The organism is Streptomyces sp. NPDC048442, assembly GCF_040651475.1.
In the GTDB taxonomy this organism is placed as follows: Bacteria; Actinomycetota; Actinomycetes; order Streptomycetales; family Streptomycetaceae; genus Streptomyces.
Genome location: NZ_JBEZKB010000050.1, coordinates 1 through 16,620 on the forward strand (window position 1 = coordinate 1; position 16,620 = coordinate 16,620).

The window sequence follows — 16,620 nt, forward strand, 5'->3', positions numbered from 1 at the left end:
CGCCACCATGCACAACCTCGCCCTCACCGGATGAAACCGCAGGCCAGAACCACCCACCCGCCTGCCCGCACCCACCCTTGTGCAACAACTTTTAGTGCGGCGCTGTGTTCCGCGGGGCGGTGCGCGGGTATCGCCTTTCAGCTGCGTGATGACCGGCTCGGGGTGTTCGGTGATCCGCGGGAGACGGGCAAGCAGTCCGGGGAGGACATCCGTGACGGTAAGCCGACCTACCTGACGGCGATCGCCCGGGCCCGCGCCGAGGCATCCGGCAACCGGGCCGCGACGGCCCTCCTCGACGCCTCCCTCGGGGACGGCTCGCTCAGCGACGACGGCCTGGAGCGGGTGAGGGAAGTGCTGGTGGAGACCGGTTCGCGGGATGTGGCGGAGGCGAAGATCTCGCACCTTGTGGCGGTGGCTCACAGGCATCTGGCGTCGGTGCCGCTCGCTGCGCAGGCGGAGGAGCGGCTGCGGGGGTTGACGGGTGCGGTCGCCGCCGCGCCCGTGTACGCCGCCGGGCTGGGGAGGGCGTCGGGCGGTCCGCGTCCGGCAGGGGTCCACGAGGAGGGGGTCCGGTGCGCTCGATGAACAGGTTGACGACGAAGTCCGTGAAGGGGACCGCGAAGGCCCTGAGGGGGCCCACCCATCACGTCGTGGTGGTGGGCGCCGGCCTGGCCGGGCTGTCCGCCACGCTGCACCTTCTCGGCGCGGGGCGGCAGGTCACCGTGGTGGAACGGGCGGACGAGCCCGGTGGCCGGGCGGGCCTGCTGGACCGGGGCGGATACCGCGTCGATACCGGTCCGACCGTGCTGACCATGCCGGATCTGGTGGAGGAGGCGTTCGCCGCCGTCGGCCACTCCATGGCGGGGAGGCTCGACCTGGTGCCTTTGCACCCCGCCTACCGGGCTCGGTTCGCCGACGGCAGCGCGCTGGACGTCCACACCGAGGGCACGGCGATGGAGGAGGAGATCGCCCGTTTCGCCGGCGCCCGCGAGGCCGTCGGCTATCGGCGGCTGCGTGCCTGGCTGGAGCAGTTGTACCGCGAGGGACGCAAAATCCTGCACCGGTACGCGACTTGGCACCTCCTGCGCCGGCTTCGCCTTCGCAGCCGCGGCAAGGAGACCACGTACTACCAGCTCCAGGTCGCGCGGCAACACCTGCGGGCAGGCGTCTACCTCCTGAACTGGCTCGAAGGCCAGAATTTGACCCTTCCCACCTGCCGACAGGCCGACCTCGAACGTTGGACGACCAGCGACGACGCCCGTCTTCGCCAGGAGGCAGGCCACTTCGTGCGCTGGACCTCTTCTCAGAAGATCACCCGCGACCTCAGCTTCCCGGCCGTCAGATGGAACGGTCCCACCCAGCCGATGGACGACGAGGCTCGCTGGGACACCGCACGGCGCCTGCTGCACGACGACACCCTCAAGCCCGAAGACCGCCTCGCCGGCCTGCTGTTGCTCCTCTATGCCCAGTGGCCGGCCACGATCTCCCGGCTCACCGTCGGCCACATCGAGGAGACGGACACAGGCGCCCGCATTCACCTCGGCCCTGTCCCCGTCGAACTCCCGGCCCCCGTCGCTGAACTCGCCCTCCAACAAGTCACGGTCCGCCGCTGCCATGCCACCCTCGCCCGGACGAACTCGCCCTGGCTCTTCCCCGGAGGCCAGCCAGGCCGCCCGATCAGCGCCTGGGCCATGGGCGAACGGCTCCGCAAACTCGGCATCCGCCTCGCCGAAGCCCGCTCGACCGCGCTCTTTCAGCTCGCCACCGAGTTGCCCGCCGCAGTCCTCGCCCGCACTCTCGGCATCGACATCACCGTCGCCGTCAAATGGCAGCGAGCCGCCGCCGGAGACTGGGCCGCCTACGCAGCCGAGGTCAGTCGCCGGACCAGCACCCGACAGCGGGGGTAGGGCCACCGACGAAATGCGCTGACCTGCTGTGATGGCTCCGGTCACGTGTGTGGGATCCCGAGCTCTGTGGATGCAGTTCCCGGCCGGGTTTGCGGTGCGCCAAGGTAACTCGTAGCACCCGAATGGAAGTGGTACGTGGCGACGAACCGCGCGCGTGGACGGACATCCACGCGGCGATCGTGGACCTGCTCGCGGGCCATCTGCCGGCGACGGACCGGCGGTAGGGCTCTCCCGGGTGGCGCCCGTGCCGGAGCTCTTCGTGGGGCGGACACGAGGGCCGTTGTCAGAGGCGATTGGCAAGATTGCGGCCATGAATGTCACTCCTGTCACTCCGCCACGACCGATCGACTTTGTCGCGGTCTTTCCCCAACTGGCCCCGCTGGCCCGCACGGCGACCCGCCTGCACCCCCACCCTGGGGCGCCGACGTGGCACGACAGCTCGATCGGCGGGCCGCTGCTGTGGCCCGTTGAGGAGCCGTGGCCGCACTGCGAGGAACCGCATGTGGTGGACGGCATCAACCCAGCCCAGTCCCCGGCGGATCTGCGGCTGGAACGACGGATCTTCGCCGCCTCGCACGGCCGGGACCTGACTCCGGAGGAACGGGAGACTCTCGAGCGGATCCGGCCCCCTCAGACGTATCCGGTGAGGTTGGCGGTCCAGTCGTACGACGGCCCCATAGCGATGCTGCCCGTCGCGCAGCTGTACGTACGGGATGTGCCCGATCTGAGCCCGCCGGAGGGTAAGGACCTGCTGCAGGTTCTGTGGTGCCCCTTCGACCATCCGATCATGCCCAGGACCCTGCTCTTCTGGCGTTCCGCAGCCGCCGTCACCGACATCCTCGACACGCCCCCCGAGCCGCCCGCAGTGCAGTTCGACGGCTATCTACCGGAACCGTGCGTGCTCGAACCGGAGCAGATCACCGAGTACCCCGACCATCTGGAACTGAGCGAAGAACTGCGGGAGCAGCTCAAGCAGTGGAGTGTGCCGCAGGCAGCAGAGGAAGACATGGACCCGGACACGTACTACGACTGTGTGCTGGCCAACGCACCCGGCTGGAAGGTCGGCGGCTGGCCCGCTTGGGACTCCACCGACCCCAGCCCGCAGCCCTGCTCCGAGTGCGGCACCGGCATGAAGGTCCTGATGACCGTCGCCACGTTCGAGGACGGGGACGACGCCGGGAACAGCTGGTCTCCGCACCCCCACCCAGGCGCTGGACCGTACCCCGGCCACCGCGGCTACAACGCGACCGGGGTCCAGATAGGCAGCGGCTACCGGCAACATCTGTTCGTCTGCCCGGCGGACCCCAATCATCCGCACATCGAGTTGATGACGTAGCCCGTCCGCAGTGTGCAGCCGGGGCGTCACGGTGCGGGCATGCCGTGACGCCGGGTGGCCGCGAGGCTCAGGGTCCCGGACAACCGACGGATTTCGTTGACCTGCAGGAACGTGATCTCCGACGTGTGGAGTTCCCGCGCAGGTGAGCCCGCATTCCCTTCCACGAGGGTCGGTAGACGAACGTAGGCACATCCTGACGGTGCCCGACCTGCCCATGCCTGCGTTTCGTCACTCGGTGAGGGCCATTTCGTCGGTGCCTCGGGTATTCCGGGAGTTCCAATACCCGAGCCCACCATTACACGTCAACAAGACCCACATCGAGGACGCCTGGGTCTCCGCTGGCCAGCGGGTCGCGTCCCGCTTCACCGGATGGCCGAGAACAGGAGCCGTCATGAAATGGAACTTCCGGCTGGCCGCCGCGCAGCGTGACATCTGGAAGTCCTCGCAGCTGCAGGCGATGCTCGCCGACGCGGGCCTGGTGATCAGCGCCGGGAAGATGTCCAACCTGTGGGCCGGGCAGCCGGTCACGATCCGCCTGGACGACCTCGATGTCATCTGCGACGTGCTCGGCTGCGAGCCCAATGACCTTCTGGTGCCGGAGCAGGAGAAGGCCCGCGTCCTGCGAACGCCGACTGCATCCGGCTATGCGGCGGTCGCCGGCGAGCGTCCCACGTTCGAGCGCCGGGTCGGCCGGACGGAGCCGCCGCTGTGAACCTGCGGCCGCGGCCGTGCACGCAGTGCGGCGAGAAGGTCGCGGAGTACGGCCGGAAACGCTGCTTCAGCTGCCTGTATCCCAGCCTTCCTCCGCCCGTCTGTGAGACGTGCGGCAGCGACAACCACTACGTCGGCGGCTACTGCCGCCGCTGCCACCCGCGCGTTATATCCGCAGACAACTGCAGCGACTGCTTCGCCTGGGGCATCTGGCGTCGTAGAGGTCTATGCGCGGCCTGCATCTCCTTCCGCAACCGCGGTCATCGGCCCGGCGGATGCTTAACCTGCGGCCGCACCGTCCCGCTCAAGAAGGGCGTGTGCCGGCTGTGCCACTGCCAGGCCCGCGCCATACCGCGCACCTGGCAACGCCCCGACCTCACCACCGCGGCCACCACCGGGCAGCAGCTGTTCCTCGCCGATCAGATCCGCCGCGTCCATCTCGCCGGACACCACCGATCACGAACCTCCCCCGCCACTGTTCGGCACCAGCCCAGAGCCCTTTGCTGGACGGTTCCACGGTGGCGGCAAGACCGGCTCGTCGACGCCGCGCGGGACATGTCCCGCGTCACCGTGCCCGACGTGGTGCCGCTCGACCCCGCCTTCACCGACTACATCGCTGTGCAGGCCGACAACCACGCCGACGCCCAGGGCTGGTCACCAGGTCTACGCGAGCGCGTGCAACAGAGCCTGTACCTGCTCACCGCCGTCCACGGACCGCACGAGACGATCAAGGCCAGCACCGTCGCCACCCTGCCACGCCAGCAACGCCGACGCGCCGTCCTCCGGGTTACCGAGATCCTCGCCACCCTCGAACTCCTCAACGACGACCGCCCCGATCCCCTCGACGGGTGGATCCACCGTCGGCTAAGCCGCGTGCACCCGGAGATCGCTGCAGGAACCTTGGTGTGGATCAACATCGTGCGACACGGCGGGCCACGCCGCCGCCCCCGCTCACCCGCCACCGTCCGCAACCAGCTCACCGCCGCGATCCCCTTCCTCCTTGCCTGCTCGGAGCGCTACTGCACCCTCCGTCAGGTCACCCGCAGCGATCTCACCGAGTGGCTCGCCCAGTGCGCAGCACCCCACAACGAGGCCGTCGCGCTACGCAGCATGTTCAAAACCCTCAAGAGCCAGCGGCTGCTGTTCACCAATCCCGCCCGCGGCGTGAGCCTCGGCGCCAGGCCGGGCACGGTGCCCAAGCCGCTGAGCCCAGAAGCGATCAAGTCCATGGCCGAGTCCGCGGCCACCGACCCCGCCCTGAAGCTGCTGATCGCCCTCATCGGCATCCACGCGCTCTACCCCCACCAAGCCCGAGCACTGCCCATGTCCGCCATTGACTTCGTCCGTGGCCGCCTCACCTTCGGCGACATCGATCACCCCCTCGACACCTTCGCCCGACAGGCCGCCGCCGACTACATCGAGCTGCGGCGCGAAGGCTGGCCGAACACCCGCAACCCTCACCTGTTCATCAGCTCGCAGACCGCGTACTCCCGCGCAGCGGCCACCATCGGCTGGATGCAGGTCGTGCTGCGCGGCCTCCCGGTCACCGCCCAGCGACTCCGTGAGGACCGGATTCTTGAAGAACCGCCGTTACCGGGGCCGACCCACAGCATCTGTGCGCGGTCTTCAACATCACTCCAGAGACCGGACTGCGCTACATCCGCTTCTTCCAACCCGAGCACATGGAAGAAGGAGGACAGAGTCCATGTGCCGACGTGGGAGACAAGATGCGTCCCCGGTAGCGGCGGCCGCACCACCGGCCTGATGGACAGGTTGTTATCGTTCGGGACGTCCTGTTTACGCAGCTGAGGGAGGTTGGAGGGTGTCCGCTCTGGACTTCTATGCCCATGTCGCCACTCGCGGCGACGTACTCGGAGTCGGCCTCGGCGCGACCCCAGACGACTGGAAAGCCGCCCTTGGCGCCGAGTTCCTCGACGTTCCCGGCGGCGGCCTCCTGCGCCGGGACTACGGTCTCGTGGAGATCAATTTCTCGCCGGACCAGCCAGGGCGACGGGGGCAAATGTCATGCTTCGGCTTCGGACTGAAAATCCAACGACTGCTGTTCCTCGAGTCGTCGAGTGCTGTGCCGTCACTGCTGGCGCGGGAGTACGGGGACTTTGCGCCCCGAGTCCGTTTCGAGGAACTGCAGGCCTGCATCCTGGCCCTGGGCCACACGAACGAGATCGATGAGAGCAACACATCGCGAGACATGGTCTGCTACCGCGTATCCGATTCCACCGCCCGCATCCATGTCATCGTCGACCCTGATCCGTACGGATCAGGAGACCCCGACCCAAACGGGCACCACGAGGGCGACATCTGGTCCATCGAGTTGTAATAACCACGTGATCCGCAGGGCAGCGATCACCCGCACGATGGGCAACGATTTACAGAACCCTGACCACGCTGCTGGTCAGCCTCACTCAGGAACACCCGGAACCCACGCACCGAGGCCGACGCACGGCCGCCAGCTGGGAACCCAGGGATGGCATCGGGCCTGCGACAGCCACGACACATGCCCCGCTTGCTGGGTGAAGGGACGATGATGAAGCTTGGCCTTCACGCAAGTCCCGCCCGAGTTCGGGGCACCGAGCGCTCAGAAATCGCGAACTCAGACGCTTTAGTCGGCGACTACATCGGAGACAGCCTTCGAGGCGAAATCGCCTACGCCCGGTCGTTGGGCAAGCCCGTGTGGTTCACGCACCCCTGAAGTCGACCCTGACGCCTGACCGCCTGCTGCCACCTCGACAACCAGAGCCGGTAGCCCGCCGCTGGACCGCCTTTGGGGTGCGACCATGCCCAGAGGCGGAGCGTGCTGCACGTCGGGAAGATCTGGCTCGCCGGACTGCCCACCGGCGAACAGCCCACCCGGACCCGCCCCCGCGCGAAGCCGTTGCCGACGGGCGCCTCGTCGGCGCCCGCATTTCCGTCCGCCATCTCGGCCGCGCAGACGTCGGCAGGTGAGCAGAGCATCCAACGGAACGAGTGCGCATGGTGTCGAGCCCCATACCTCGCTCGCTCTTCGGAAGGAGAATCCAGAACAGCACGAGGTACGGAGCGCGATCGACTCCGAGCTGTATCCGCACCCTCGGGTAACTGGTTCGTATCTTCTCGGCCAGGGCATCTGCTCAGGACTCGCAGGCGGGGGCGTCCGGCCGCGGTCCGAACTCGGGCGGGCCCGAAGCCCGGTACGAGCCAGAGCCGGAGGAGACGGTGCCGTTCATACCGGCATCGCTCCAGCCCCCGCCTCCGCACTTTGCCGTCCTGCTCGAACGAGTCCGGATTTCTGAGACCCGCGCAGGCCAGGCGCACCGACAGCTACGGTCGCCCCATGAGTGTGGAAGCGCCGGACAGCAGATGAGACGACGACAACCCGCCTCTCGATGACGAGGAGGACCTCGCCGCCATGGTGATCGCGGAGATCACCGAGTATCTCGGCCGGGCCAGGCTCGTCGACGAGGAGGAACTCCCGGTGATCCGGCTGGATCTGACACGGCTGGCACGAACGACCGCCTCCCGGGTCGAGGGGCACTTCGGGATGTGAGTCCCTTGGGTCCCGCCGCCCCGCACGGCCCAGCGGGGCGCTCCGTACGCACTGGTACGGCGCAGGGCCGACCCGTGTCAGCAGCGTGTCGCCGCTCACCCCACTCATGGTTACCGCGCGAAGTGATCCGATCCCAGGATTGGATCGTCCCGACTCGAGTCGGATCAACCCGATGCCCGGACGCGACGCCGCCCAGGCGCTCAGCCGCCTCGTGGAGGACGTCGCCAGCGGCAAGGCCGGCTATGAGGAGCTCAGCGACATCGCCAGGGTCTTCGCTTCAGGCCATGACCTCGCGCAGCAGATGCCGCAGGCCCTGCTGAAGCTGTCCTCCTTGATCGGCCGCGTGGCCCGCGACGCGACGAGGCCACCGGCTGAAGGCTCCGTCGGATAGTGCCGGTGGTACGTCTTCCAGGGGCGTGACACCGTCGCCGAGCGAGGTGCCGAAACTACCAGGATCGACCAACCATTTTCTCCAACTACCTTGTCATAGAGCTGAGTTGTGTGTTCTAAGTGGCATGGAGTAATCGCTGCTTCCAGGGCCACGAGGCGGACGTGTGTATCCGACGTAACCTGCACGACCTCCCACGCCAGGAAGTCCCGCCAGCCCCGCCCGCGAGTGCGCCGTCGTCCAACCAGGGGCATGCGGGCGTCCGCATCCACCCCGGCCCGCTCCGCGCTCCGCGCTCCGCAGCACCTCCCGCGCCGGCGCACGGAGGACATCCTCGGCAACCTCCCGCTGCTCCTGGTCCTCGGCGTCGCCGCCCGTCTCGGCGGCCTCGTCGTCCTTCCAACTCCCGCTGCGCACACGAGGATCGGCAAGCGCCTCGACCAAGCGTGCGTCGTACGCACGGAGAGCGGCGAGGATCTTCGCGAGGGGTTCATGCCCCTTCGAGGACAGCGTTCCCTCGCCGTTCTCGCCTTCCGGAGTGAATGCGAAGACGGCGAGACTGGCCATCCGGGCCAAGGGGGAAGGCGGGTGCGGTCGTCAGCCCGCGAACGCGAGCTCGCAGTCCCCTGCTTCGCGGTCCCCTGCTTCGCAGTCTGCGCGGCGTTCTCGTCGTCGCAGGTACGCATCATGCAGTCCCGGGCTTCCAAGCTCTTTCGTGTCGCCGTCTTACAGCAATCACACTGTGTTGTATATCAGGTTCGTACAGTCATGGTGTTGATCGTTTTGGGAAGGAAACCCATGCTCGCCCCCCGCAGGCTGGCCTTCGCGGCCGCTGTGCTCCCCTTTGCCGCCTCGCTTGCCATGGCGCCTGGCGCGCACGGCGCCGCCTCGCCTGCCGTGGCGCCCGGCGCGCACGCTGCCCCGCGAACCGCCACCTTCAGTACCCCGGGCTCCGCTCAGTGGACGGTGCCTGCCGGTGTCCGCCGGATCACCGTCGATCTGTGGGGTGCCGGTGGAGGCGGCACGGGCGGCACCGGGGGCGCCGGCGGAGGCGGCGGTGGAGGCGCGGGTGGGCAGGACGCCACCGGCCTGGGCTGGGGTGGCACCGGCGGAGGCGGCGCGGGAGGTAATGGCGGGGGCGGCGGAGGCGCGGGTGCCCATGTCAGGTGTACGTTCTCGACGTTTCCCGGCACGCCGATGAAGATCACTGTGGGCAAGGCAGGCAACGGCACCGCAGGCACCCCCGGTGCTGCCGGCGGCAAGGGCGGTGAGTACGGCCTGCTCGCAGGGAGCGGTGGTGACAGCGGCGACGACGCCAGGGCCCGCACCGCTGACGCCGGCCGCGGCGGGGCCACCGTCATCGATCTACCCCCGTCCGGTGAGGTGGTCCCCGGGCAGTTCCCCATGATGTCGCCGATCTCGGTCGCGGGAGGAGGGGACCCGGCCGAAGGCGCGGTCGGCGCTGCGGCCGGCGGTGAGTGGGGCGGCGGGGGCAAGGCCCTGGGCATCGGCGGTGGCAACGGCGACGGCGGCGATGGGGGCGGCTCCGCCGGCGAGCGCGGCTTCCATGGTGGGGATGCCTCGTGCGGTGGGACGCTTCCCCTGCCCGCGAACCTCCACTTCGCCACCGGCAAGAACGGCGGTGAGGGCTCTGCGGGCAGCGCCGGCAACGCCGATGCCGGCAACGGTGACCTCGGCGGCAAGGGCGGAGCTGCCGGAGCGGGCGCCCGCACTCCCGGTGATCACGGCTACGGCCGCGGCGGAAGCGGCGGGAACGGCGGCGACGGCGGCCGGGGAGCCGACGTCTCCGGTGCGGAAGGTGCCTACGGCGTCGACGGCATCAACGGCACTGCCGGCACTGCCGGCACCAACGGAGCCGTCGTCATCACCTACTGACGTCCCGCCCGCCCCGGGTGGTGCCGGCAGCGGCTGACAACCACCTGGCACAGTCCAGCACATGCACCTTGCTTTCGGGGGACGGTCACGGTGGCCGTTCCCCGAATGGCTGGAGCCCTGGGCGGCTTTTGCGGTGGCAGTTTGCACGTTCGGTTCCTCGTGCTGGCCCGGTGTACCGACGCGTGGCTGCCGTCCAAGGCGTCATCCGTCACACCTTGTTAGCATGCGTCACGCAAAGTGACTTACTTGTTCGACAGGGGAAGAAGTATGCGCATCAGGACCGCTCTGACGGGGGCCGCGCTGGCCGCCGCCGTTGTGACCGGACTCGCCCCCTTGCCTCAGCGGCCCCGGTCCACCTCAACAACCCCTGTCCCGCGGGATATCGATTCACGCTGACCGGTACCCATCATTTTGTGAACCATGTACTGGTACCTCACTGGTACTGCGCGCAGAGCTGGTAACACCTGCTCCTGAGCCTCGGGACCGGCGGCTGGGCAGCCGGATTCCCAGGTGGGTTCTGGATCGGGTCGAGGGCCTACCCTGCCTTGAGAATGATCAAAGCAGGGTCGGCCCTCAACGCCCCGTGTGTCCCGCTCCCCAGCAGGTACATGAACGAGTGCGGGGCGCGCGGCAGCCCTCCTTGACCGGCTGCGCGCACACTCAGGGTATGGAGAAGGGGGCCTCCGCCGGCTTGGCGGAGGCCCCCTTCTCCATGTCCGGCATCCGGCTCAACCACTCACCGCAGCCCGCCGGCGGGGCTTCCGGCCGGGAACGCGGAGGCATCGGTCATGGAACTGATCGTCGGCAGGTGCCTGCGCGTGCTGCGGCGCCGGACGCCGGGAGAGGCCCTCGGCCCGTGCACCCCTCCGGCCGTAGTGGAGGTCCCCAAGCCCCGTACGTCCGCCGGGCCACCAGCACCGCCGGAGGAGGGAGCGGCGATGCGGATGACCGCCGCCACGGTCGACCATGGCGGGGCCGTCCTGCCCTGTGTGCTGCCACACGCAGCAACGATCATCAGCGTGCGTCCGGCCGTCCGCACACCGAGGAGGAGGGGGCCAGATCATGCGTAAGGACCCGAACTGGGCACTGCACACCGGCCATCGTGACGCCGGGTGGGGTATCGAGGCGGACATTCACTGGGACTGATCCCTCTGGGGGCAGTTCGAGCACGGCTGGCCCGGTGTCGCGGTCTTGTACCCGCGGTGCCGGGCCGCTGTTTCTCCGCGCCCGCCTGAGCGCCTCCCACGCCCTCACTGGACAGCGAGCTGCTTCTCGTGCTTCCTCGGTACCTGAAGGTGCCCTTCGCGGGCGCGGAACGCCTGCGCCGCCCGCAGGTTGAGCATCCACTTGTCGTCCTGCGTCCGCTTGACCGGTCGCTCCTCCTCGGCGGGTTCGAGTCCGAGGGCGTGTTCCAGGAGGTACTGCTGCGCGACCGCCAGCTGCTCCCACCCGTACCGGCAAGACTGCACCTACGCCCCCAAGTCCGCTCCCCGGACGAGGACTTCACCCGGTCCGGCGGGAAGGGTGCCACCGTTGCTCAGGTGCTGCTGGGTGAGCCTCAGGCGCCGCTGCCAGCTGGTGCCCCAGGCCGGGTACCAGCCGGGGTCGATCTCGTCCAGCGCGTCCCGCAGAGTTTCGGTCAGTGCCCCGGTCTCCGACCCGACGGGGAGTCCGGCCTCCCGGCGCTCGGCGATCGTGTCCGCGATCTCGGCGGCCTTGCGCATGTTCTTTACCCAGGCCCCCAGCTTTCGTTCTTTCCACTCCGCCGTCGCGGGCGGCAGCAGGTGCCTGTGCGCCTTCATCCAGCTGCGCGCGCACTGAAGCCAGTCCTCGAACGCCTCCTCCCACTCCAGCGGGTTTCAGACCATCCCCGAGCTCGTCGAGCTCGGCGACGCGGGCGGGGTCGAGCTTCCCGGCCGGGTAGTACTGGCGCTGACCGGCGTGCCAGACCCCCCAACGGGTAGTTCCCGGGCGTCCAGTCGGGCGGGCTGGCGAAGGCGTACGGGACCAGGAGCTCCCCACCTCCGGTCACCTCGGCCCGGTACTGCACGGACGCTTCGATACGGCGCCGCCCGTACTCGTTCTCCGGCTCGATCGCCCAGGACGGCTACACGGTCCCTGAGGACTCATGGCAGTTCGTGGTGCTGATTCTCTGCCTGCACAACCGGCCCCCGCCAGGTCCGCTTCACTGCCGGACCGCAGCACCGCGAGCTGGTTGGCAGGCGCATCCAGGCCGCTGTCGCCCTTGCGGATGACCCGGGCGGGGACCCGGCGGGCCGCAGGCGCTGTGACCCCGGCGGGCCGGAGCGGTCCGTGCGTTCGGGCCGTGAGGGTGGCGGCTGCCGTGCGGTGTCGGTGTGTGTCGAACCGGCCGTCAGGTCGCGCTGTCCGGGGTTCGGCACGCTTCCCTCTGAGGGGACTGCTTGTCCGCCGCACACCTGAAAATATCTTCTGGCAAGAGTAGATATTCGTTGGTGGTGTGGTTAGTGTTCCTGTTGTAGCCGAGATCGAGCAGGGCCCGGCAGAGACGAACTGCCAGGCCGCAGTACCGAAGTGGCAGTACCCGGAAGTGCAGGACGGTGCGGCGGTGGAGTTTCGAAGCCAGTGGTTGGCAGTACGGCGACGGAACTGACAGCCGGACCGGGTGGCCCGTAGTGATCAGGGACCGCCGTGAGGAAACGCAAGTGCAGTGCGCAGTACCAGCAGTGCGGTTCCCGGCAGTTCCTCGGTAAAGGCGTCGGCTGCGGGCGCGCGTACCGGGAGGTTCGGCAGTGGGGTTCTAAGCCAGCGCAGATGCAGGACGGGCGACGGGGCTGGCTGCCGAAGGGTGGCGCTGTGCAGGCCACCAGCAGTACGTAGTAGCAGTTTGGCAAGTGATCCATTCAGAGGGAAGAACGGAGGAGCCAGGCGCCATCAGGATCGCCCGGACGGAAATCTTGAGTCCGGGTACCGCAGGACATCGATAGTGAGGTGGTCTCCGGTCAAGCAACCGCGATCCCCGCACCCCCGACCGCAACTAGGTCGGGCCGGCGGAAATAAAAGGCCGACGCGCAACTGAGGTCGGCAGATGGTGTAGCAGTTCCTTCAGGGCCCGGGTGCACAGAGCATCCGGGCCCCTCCAGCGTGTTCCGGAGAGGTGCAAATGACAGCAGGCAACCCCGCCTACGACCGTTTCGACGACGACGATTTCCCCGCTTACACCATGGGCAGGGCCGCCGAGATGATCGGCTCCACGCAGGGCTTCCTGCGCGCGATCGGCGAAGCCCGCCTCATCACCCCGCTGCGCTCCGAGGGCGGCCACCGCCGCTACCCCCACTACCAGCTGCGCATCGCCGCGCGGGCCCGCGAACTCGTCGACCAGGGCACCCCCATCGACGCCGCACGCCGCATCGTCATCCTCGAAGACCAGCTCGAAGAAGCCCAGCGCATCAACACCGCCTTCCGCCGGGCCGCAGCCCGCACGGTAGGACTTCGCACGCCTCCCCTGCTCCACTTCCTCCGGGAAGTGAGCCGAGCCGGCTTGTCCCTTGTCTGCCAGGACCACTTCAGACCCACGGGGTGCTCTCTGTCTGCCTGCGCACCAACTGGGCGGCTGCCGCTGGAGGCAGAACGGGCTGGTCGCGGAGTTCCACGACCGGCTGCGCGGGAGGGTGCGCGAGCGGGAGGGCCGCGAGGCGGAGCCGACCGCGGGGGTCATCGACGCGCAGTCGGTGAAGGCCGCCGCGACGGTGCCGGCCGCCTGACGCGGCTTCGACGGCGGCAAGTTGATCAACGGGAGGAAGCGGCACGTCGTGACCGACTGCCTGGGCCTGCTGCTGGTGGTGGCCGTGACCGCGGCGAACGTCGGGGACCGCGAAGCGGCTACCGGCCTGCTGGGGCGGCTGCGCGAGCTGCACCGGGACATCCTTCTGGTCTGGGCCGACGGCGGCTACACCGGAGCCCTCGTCGACTGGGCCCGGCAGAACCTTGCCCTAACCGTGGAAGTCGTGAAGCGGACCGATGACACCAAGGGATTCGTGGTGCTGCCGAGGCGGTGGGTGGTCGAGCGCACCCTGAGCTGGTTGATGCAGTCGCGCCGTTTGTGCCGGGACTACGAGACGCTGACCGTCACCAGCGAGGCGATGATCCAGTGGTCGATGATCACGCGGATGGACCGCCGGCTGGCGAGGCCACGAGCCTGCGGCCGGCGCTGAACGCGCCCGACGCCTCCTGGAGCAACCACCCGCGCTCGGCCAGGCGTTTCGCCTTCGAGCGCACTCCCTCGACCTTCGCCGCCACGGCGGTGTCGATGCCCATCACGGCCGCAATGTCCTTGGCCCGCAAGGGTTCTGGCCCCGGCCGGTCCTGCAGCACATTCAAGATCCGCTGATTGTCCGGCGAGAGCGCCGACATCTGAAGCCCTTCCCGCCAGGGCGGCACGACCGCACCCGGCACCGTCGCGGCCTCAGGCACGGGAATGGAGGCGGGCGGCGCTTCTGCCGCACCCTCAACCTCCGTTGCAGAAGTGGTCTCTGCGGCTGATGCGGCCAGGGCGTCGATGAGCTCCTCGCGTGCGATCACCCGCCGGTCCAGCTCGATCTCGCCGGCCTCCAAGGCCGCAGCCGCACGGGCCGCCTCCTCCCGCAGGACCTCCACCCGCTCGCGGGCAGACACCTCCCGCGCTTCCAGCAACCCCAGCATCGACGCCATCGCGCACCCCTCGACGAACAAGCGGAAGCAGAACGTCAGATGCCTCCCTCACCGCGATCGAGACCATGCCCGACCAGCACAAATCAAGCGATCATGGTCGGTTGAAATACGGCTTCTTAGGACTCCGTTAGGTCTGGTGTGGTCTCGTTCGCCTGCTCCGGCGCAGGGGTGGCAGCGGGCGGTGGCAGGTGGTGCAGATGCCGGTCCAGCCCCTCAGTAAGGGCCCGCAGAAAAACAACATGCGGACGCCCGAAGCTCTGACCTGCGGAGTCAAGTCTTGGAACCAGCAAGTCAATTGTTTGCGGGCCCCAACTGATCGTTTCAGAATGAGGTTCTGAGGCGTCTCAAGCAGATGATGCTGCAGGCGAGTTGGAGGAATGCGAGGTGGAGGCCGGCGCGTATCTCGTTGCGGATGCGCAGTCGTTTGAACTTGGAGCCAGGCGAAGGTGCGCTCGACGACCCACCGGGTTTTGCCCAGTCCGGAGCCGTGCGGAGTGCCGGGGCGGGCGATTTTGAGGGTGATGCCGCGGGTCCACAGGAGACGACGGTATTTGTCGAAGTCGTAGCCGCGGTCGGCGAACAGCCGCCGGGGGCGGTGGCGAGGTCGGCCACGCAGACCCCGGATGCGGGGAATCGTGTCCAGCAGCGGCATGAGTTGGGTGACATCGTGACGGTTTCCGCCGGTCAGAGAGACGGCGAGCGGGGTTCCGTGCCGGTCGACGATGAGGTGGTGCTTGCTGCCCGGGCGGGCACGGTCGACCGGCGAAGGTCTGGTGTGAGCCCCCCTTGAGCGCCCTGACGTGCGAGCCGTCGATCGCCGCATCGTCCATCTCCAGCAGGCCGCCCCGGCGGAGTTCCGCCAGCAGGGCGTCGTGCAGGCGGGGCCAGACCCCCGCCTCGGTCCAGTCCCGAAGACGCCGCCAAGCCGTCACTCCGCTGCAGCCGACCCGCTCCGCGGGAACATCCCGCCGGCTCACGCCCTTGCACAGCACGTAAACGATGCCCCGCAAGGCAGCACGGTCATCCACCGGCAACCGCCCCGGATACCGGTGCCGCCACACCGGCCGGGCCGGAAGCAGCGGGGCGACGCGTTCCCACAAGCCATCAGCCACAAGATCAACAGCCACCCAGCAGATCCTGCCGAGGCATCATCCAACTGACAACCCGTCGGACACAGTCCATTCTGAAACGATCAGTAAGGGGGACGGCTGCGATGTGGGGTGGTCCCGTGGTGGAAAGGGGCACGGTGTGGCGGAAATTGGCGACGGGGGCGGGTCCGGGCCGGGGGCTGTAACGACCCGGTTCAGCGACCGGTTGCGGGTGACTCGGCCCTGGCCGCGGGAGCTGCGTCCGTACGTGCACAGTTACGACGGTTACCGGGTGGCGGCGACGACTGCGTACAAGGTTCGGATGCTCCCCAGGGGACGAGCCGTCGTAGTGATCAATCTTGGCGAGCCGTTCACCCAGGTGTTCCGGTTGCGGGAGACGGGTCCCGCGGTGCGGGTGATTGGGTCGCTGATCGCGGGGCTGGAGGACGGGCCGCGGGTGTGCGACCACCCAGGCGGTCAGGAGGCGATACGACTAGAACTGACGCCGCTCGGCGCCTACCGACTCTTCGGCGTGCCCATGCGGGAGTTGACGAACACGGTGGTCGAGCTGCGCGACTTTCTCGGTCCCGGGGCGGATGAGCTGGTGGAACGGATGTCGGCTACCGGTGACTGGGCTCAGCGGTTCGACCTGCTGGACGCCGCGTTGCTGACCCGGCTGGACCGGGGGCCCGACCCCTCGCCCGAGGTCGTACATGCCTGGCGCCTGCTCGCGCGGTCCGCGGGCACGATCCCTGTCGCACAAATCGTCGCCGAAGTCGGCTGGAGCCACGGCCATTTGGTCCGTCGCTTCACGCAGCAGGTCGGTTTGACGCCGAAGACATCCGCCAGGGTGCTGCGCTTCCACCGGTCGGTGGAACTGCTGTCGCACAAGTGGACGGGCCTCAGCGAACTGGCGGCCACCTGTGGCTTCTACGACCAGGCCCATCTCAACCGCGAGTTCCGCGCCCTCGCCGACGTCACTCCCACCGGCATGGTGACCGCACGCCGAATAGAGGGCGCCCACGAGCTGTGAGCGGCGAGGTACGAGCGGCCGGCTCTGA

15 protein-coding genes and 2 pseudogenes are annotated in these 16,620 nt (G+C 68.6%); 13 read left to right on the plus strand and 4 right to left on the minus strand.

What is annotated here, in order from left to right; translation table 11 throughout:
* Window positions 1–30: 30 nt before the first annotated feature.
* From AB0D18_RS39760 to AB0D18_RS39800, 9 genes are all read left to right on the plus strand, one after another.
* Entirely contained in the window at window positions 31–585 is a 555-nt protein-coding gene (locus tag AB0D18_RS39760; RefSeq protein WP_362430610.1) for a polyprenyl synthetase family protein, read from the plus strand.
* Entirely contained in the window at window positions 582–1,907 is a 1,326-nt protein-coding gene (locus AB0D18_RS39765) for an FAD-dependent oxidoreductase (RefSeq protein WP_362430588.1), read from the plus strand. The genes AB0D18_RS39760 and AB0D18_RS39765 overlap by 4 nt, the downstream gene beginning before the upstream one ends.
* Before the next feature lie 310 nt (window positions 1,908–2,217).
* A complete protein-coding gene (locus AB0D18_RS39770; RefSeq protein WP_362430589.1) occupies window positions 2,218–3,243 on the plus strand; it encodes a hypothetical protein in 1,026 nt (341 codons plus the stop codon).
* 391 nt (window positions 3,244–3,634) lie between these two features.
* Window positions 3,635–3,955 (plus strand): helix-turn-helix transcriptional regulator, encoded by a 321-nt coding sequence (locus tag AB0D18_RS39775; RefSeq protein WP_362430590.1) that lies wholly within the window; start codon window positions 3,635–3,637, stop codon window positions 3,953–3,955.
* The gene (locus AB0D18_RS39780) at window positions 3,952–5,763 is read left to right on the plus strand and encodes a hypothetical protein (RefSeq protein ID WP_362430591.1); all 1,812 of its coding nucleotides are present in this window, start codon (window positions 3,952–3,954) and stop codon (window positions 5,761–5,763) included. Before AB0D18_RS39775 ends, AB0D18_RS39780 begins: the two co-directional genes overlap by 4 nt.
* Window positions 5,764–5,776: 13 nt before the next feature.
* On the plus strand, window positions 5,777–6,292 hold the full coding sequence (locus AB0D18_RS39785; RefSeq protein ID WP_362430592.1) for a hypothetical protein: 516 nt from the start codon (window positions 5,777–5,779) through the stop codon (window positions 6,290–6,292).
* A gap of 1,068 nt (window positions 6,293–7,360) precedes the next feature.
* The gene (locus tag AB0D18_RS39790) at window positions 7,361–7,498 is read left to right on the plus strand and encodes a hypothetical protein (RefSeq protein ID WP_362430593.1); all 138 of its coding nucleotides are present in this window, start codon (window positions 7,361–7,363) and stop codon (window positions 7,496–7,498) included.
* 172 nt (window positions 7,499–7,670) lie between these two features.
* The gene (locus tag AB0D18_RS39795) at window positions 7,671–7,889 is read left to right on the plus strand and encodes a hypothetical protein (RefSeq protein ID WP_362430594.1); all 219 of its coding nucleotides are present in this window, start codon (window positions 7,671–7,673) and stop codon (window positions 7,887–7,889) included.
* 795 nt (window positions 7,890–8,684) lie between these two features.
* The gene (locus tag AB0D18_RS39800; RefSeq protein WP_362430595.1) at window positions 8,685–9,782 is read left to right on the plus strand and encodes a hypothetical protein; all 1,098 of its coding nucleotides are present in this window, start codon (window positions 8,685–8,687) and stop codon (window positions 9,780–9,782) included.
* 1,250 nt (window positions 9,783–11,032) lie between these two features.
* Here AB0D18_RS39800 and AB0D18_RS39805 read toward each other — a convergent pair.
* Together AB0D18_RS39805 and AB0D18_RS39810 are read right to left on the minus strand one after the other, a co-directional pair.
* Entirely contained in the window at window positions 11,033–11,251 is a 219-nt protein-coding gene (locus AB0D18_RS39805; RefSeq protein ID WP_362430596.1) for a helicase associated domain-containing protein, read from the minus strand.
* Window positions 11,252–11,635, minus strand: coding sequence for a helicase associated domain-containing protein (locus AB0D18_RS39810; protein ID WP_362430611.1), 384 nt, complete (start codon window positions 11,633–11,635; stop codon window positions 11,252–11,254).
* A gap of 1,289 nt (window positions 11,636–12,924) precedes the next feature.
* Between AB0D18_RS39810 and AB0D18_RS39815 the strand changes: the two are divergent.
* The 3 genes and pseudogenes from AB0D18_RS39815 to AB0D18_RS39825 all read left to right on the plus strand — a co-directional run.
* Window positions 12,925–13,236, plus strand: a pseudogene (locus tag AB0D18_RS39815) (MerR family transcriptional regulator); the annotation flags it as partial.
* A 73-nt stretch (window positions 13,237–13,309) separates the two neighbouring features.
* Window positions 13,310–13,525, plus strand: a complete 216-nt coding sequence (locus AB0D18_RS39820; RefSeq protein WP_362430597.1) for a hypothetical protein — start codon at window positions 13,310–13,312, stop codon at window positions 13,523–13,525.
* A gap of 48 nt (window positions 13,526–13,573) precedes the next feature.
* Window positions 13,574–13,975 carry a transposase gene (locus AB0D18_RS39825; RefSeq protein WP_362430598.1) on the plus strand — a complete coding sequence of 134 codons (402 nt, stop codon included), beginning with the start codon at window positions 13,574–13,576 and terminating at the stop codon, window positions 13,973–13,975.
* Here the strand turns inward: AB0D18_RS39825 and AB0D18_RS39830 are convergent.
* On the minus strand, window positions 13,923–14,471 hold the full coding sequence (locus AB0D18_RS39830) for a hypothetical protein (protein WP_362430599.1): 549 nt from the start codon (window positions 14,469–14,471) through the stop codon (window positions 13,923–13,925). The genes AB0D18_RS39825 and AB0D18_RS39830 overlap by 53 nt on opposite strands.
* A gap of 321 nt (window positions 14,472–14,792) precedes the next feature.
* Window positions 14,793–15,598: pseudogene (locus tag AB0D18_RS39835) on the minus strand (IS5 family transposase).
* A gap of 193 nt (window positions 15,599–15,791) precedes the next feature.
* Between AB0D18_RS39835 and AB0D18_RS39840 the strand changes: the two are divergent.
* Entirely contained in the window at window positions 15,792–16,592 is an 801-nt protein-coding gene (locus AB0D18_RS39840; protein ID WP_362430600.1) for an AraC family transcriptional regulator, read from the plus strand.
* Window positions 16,593–16,620: the final 28 nt, after the last annotated feature.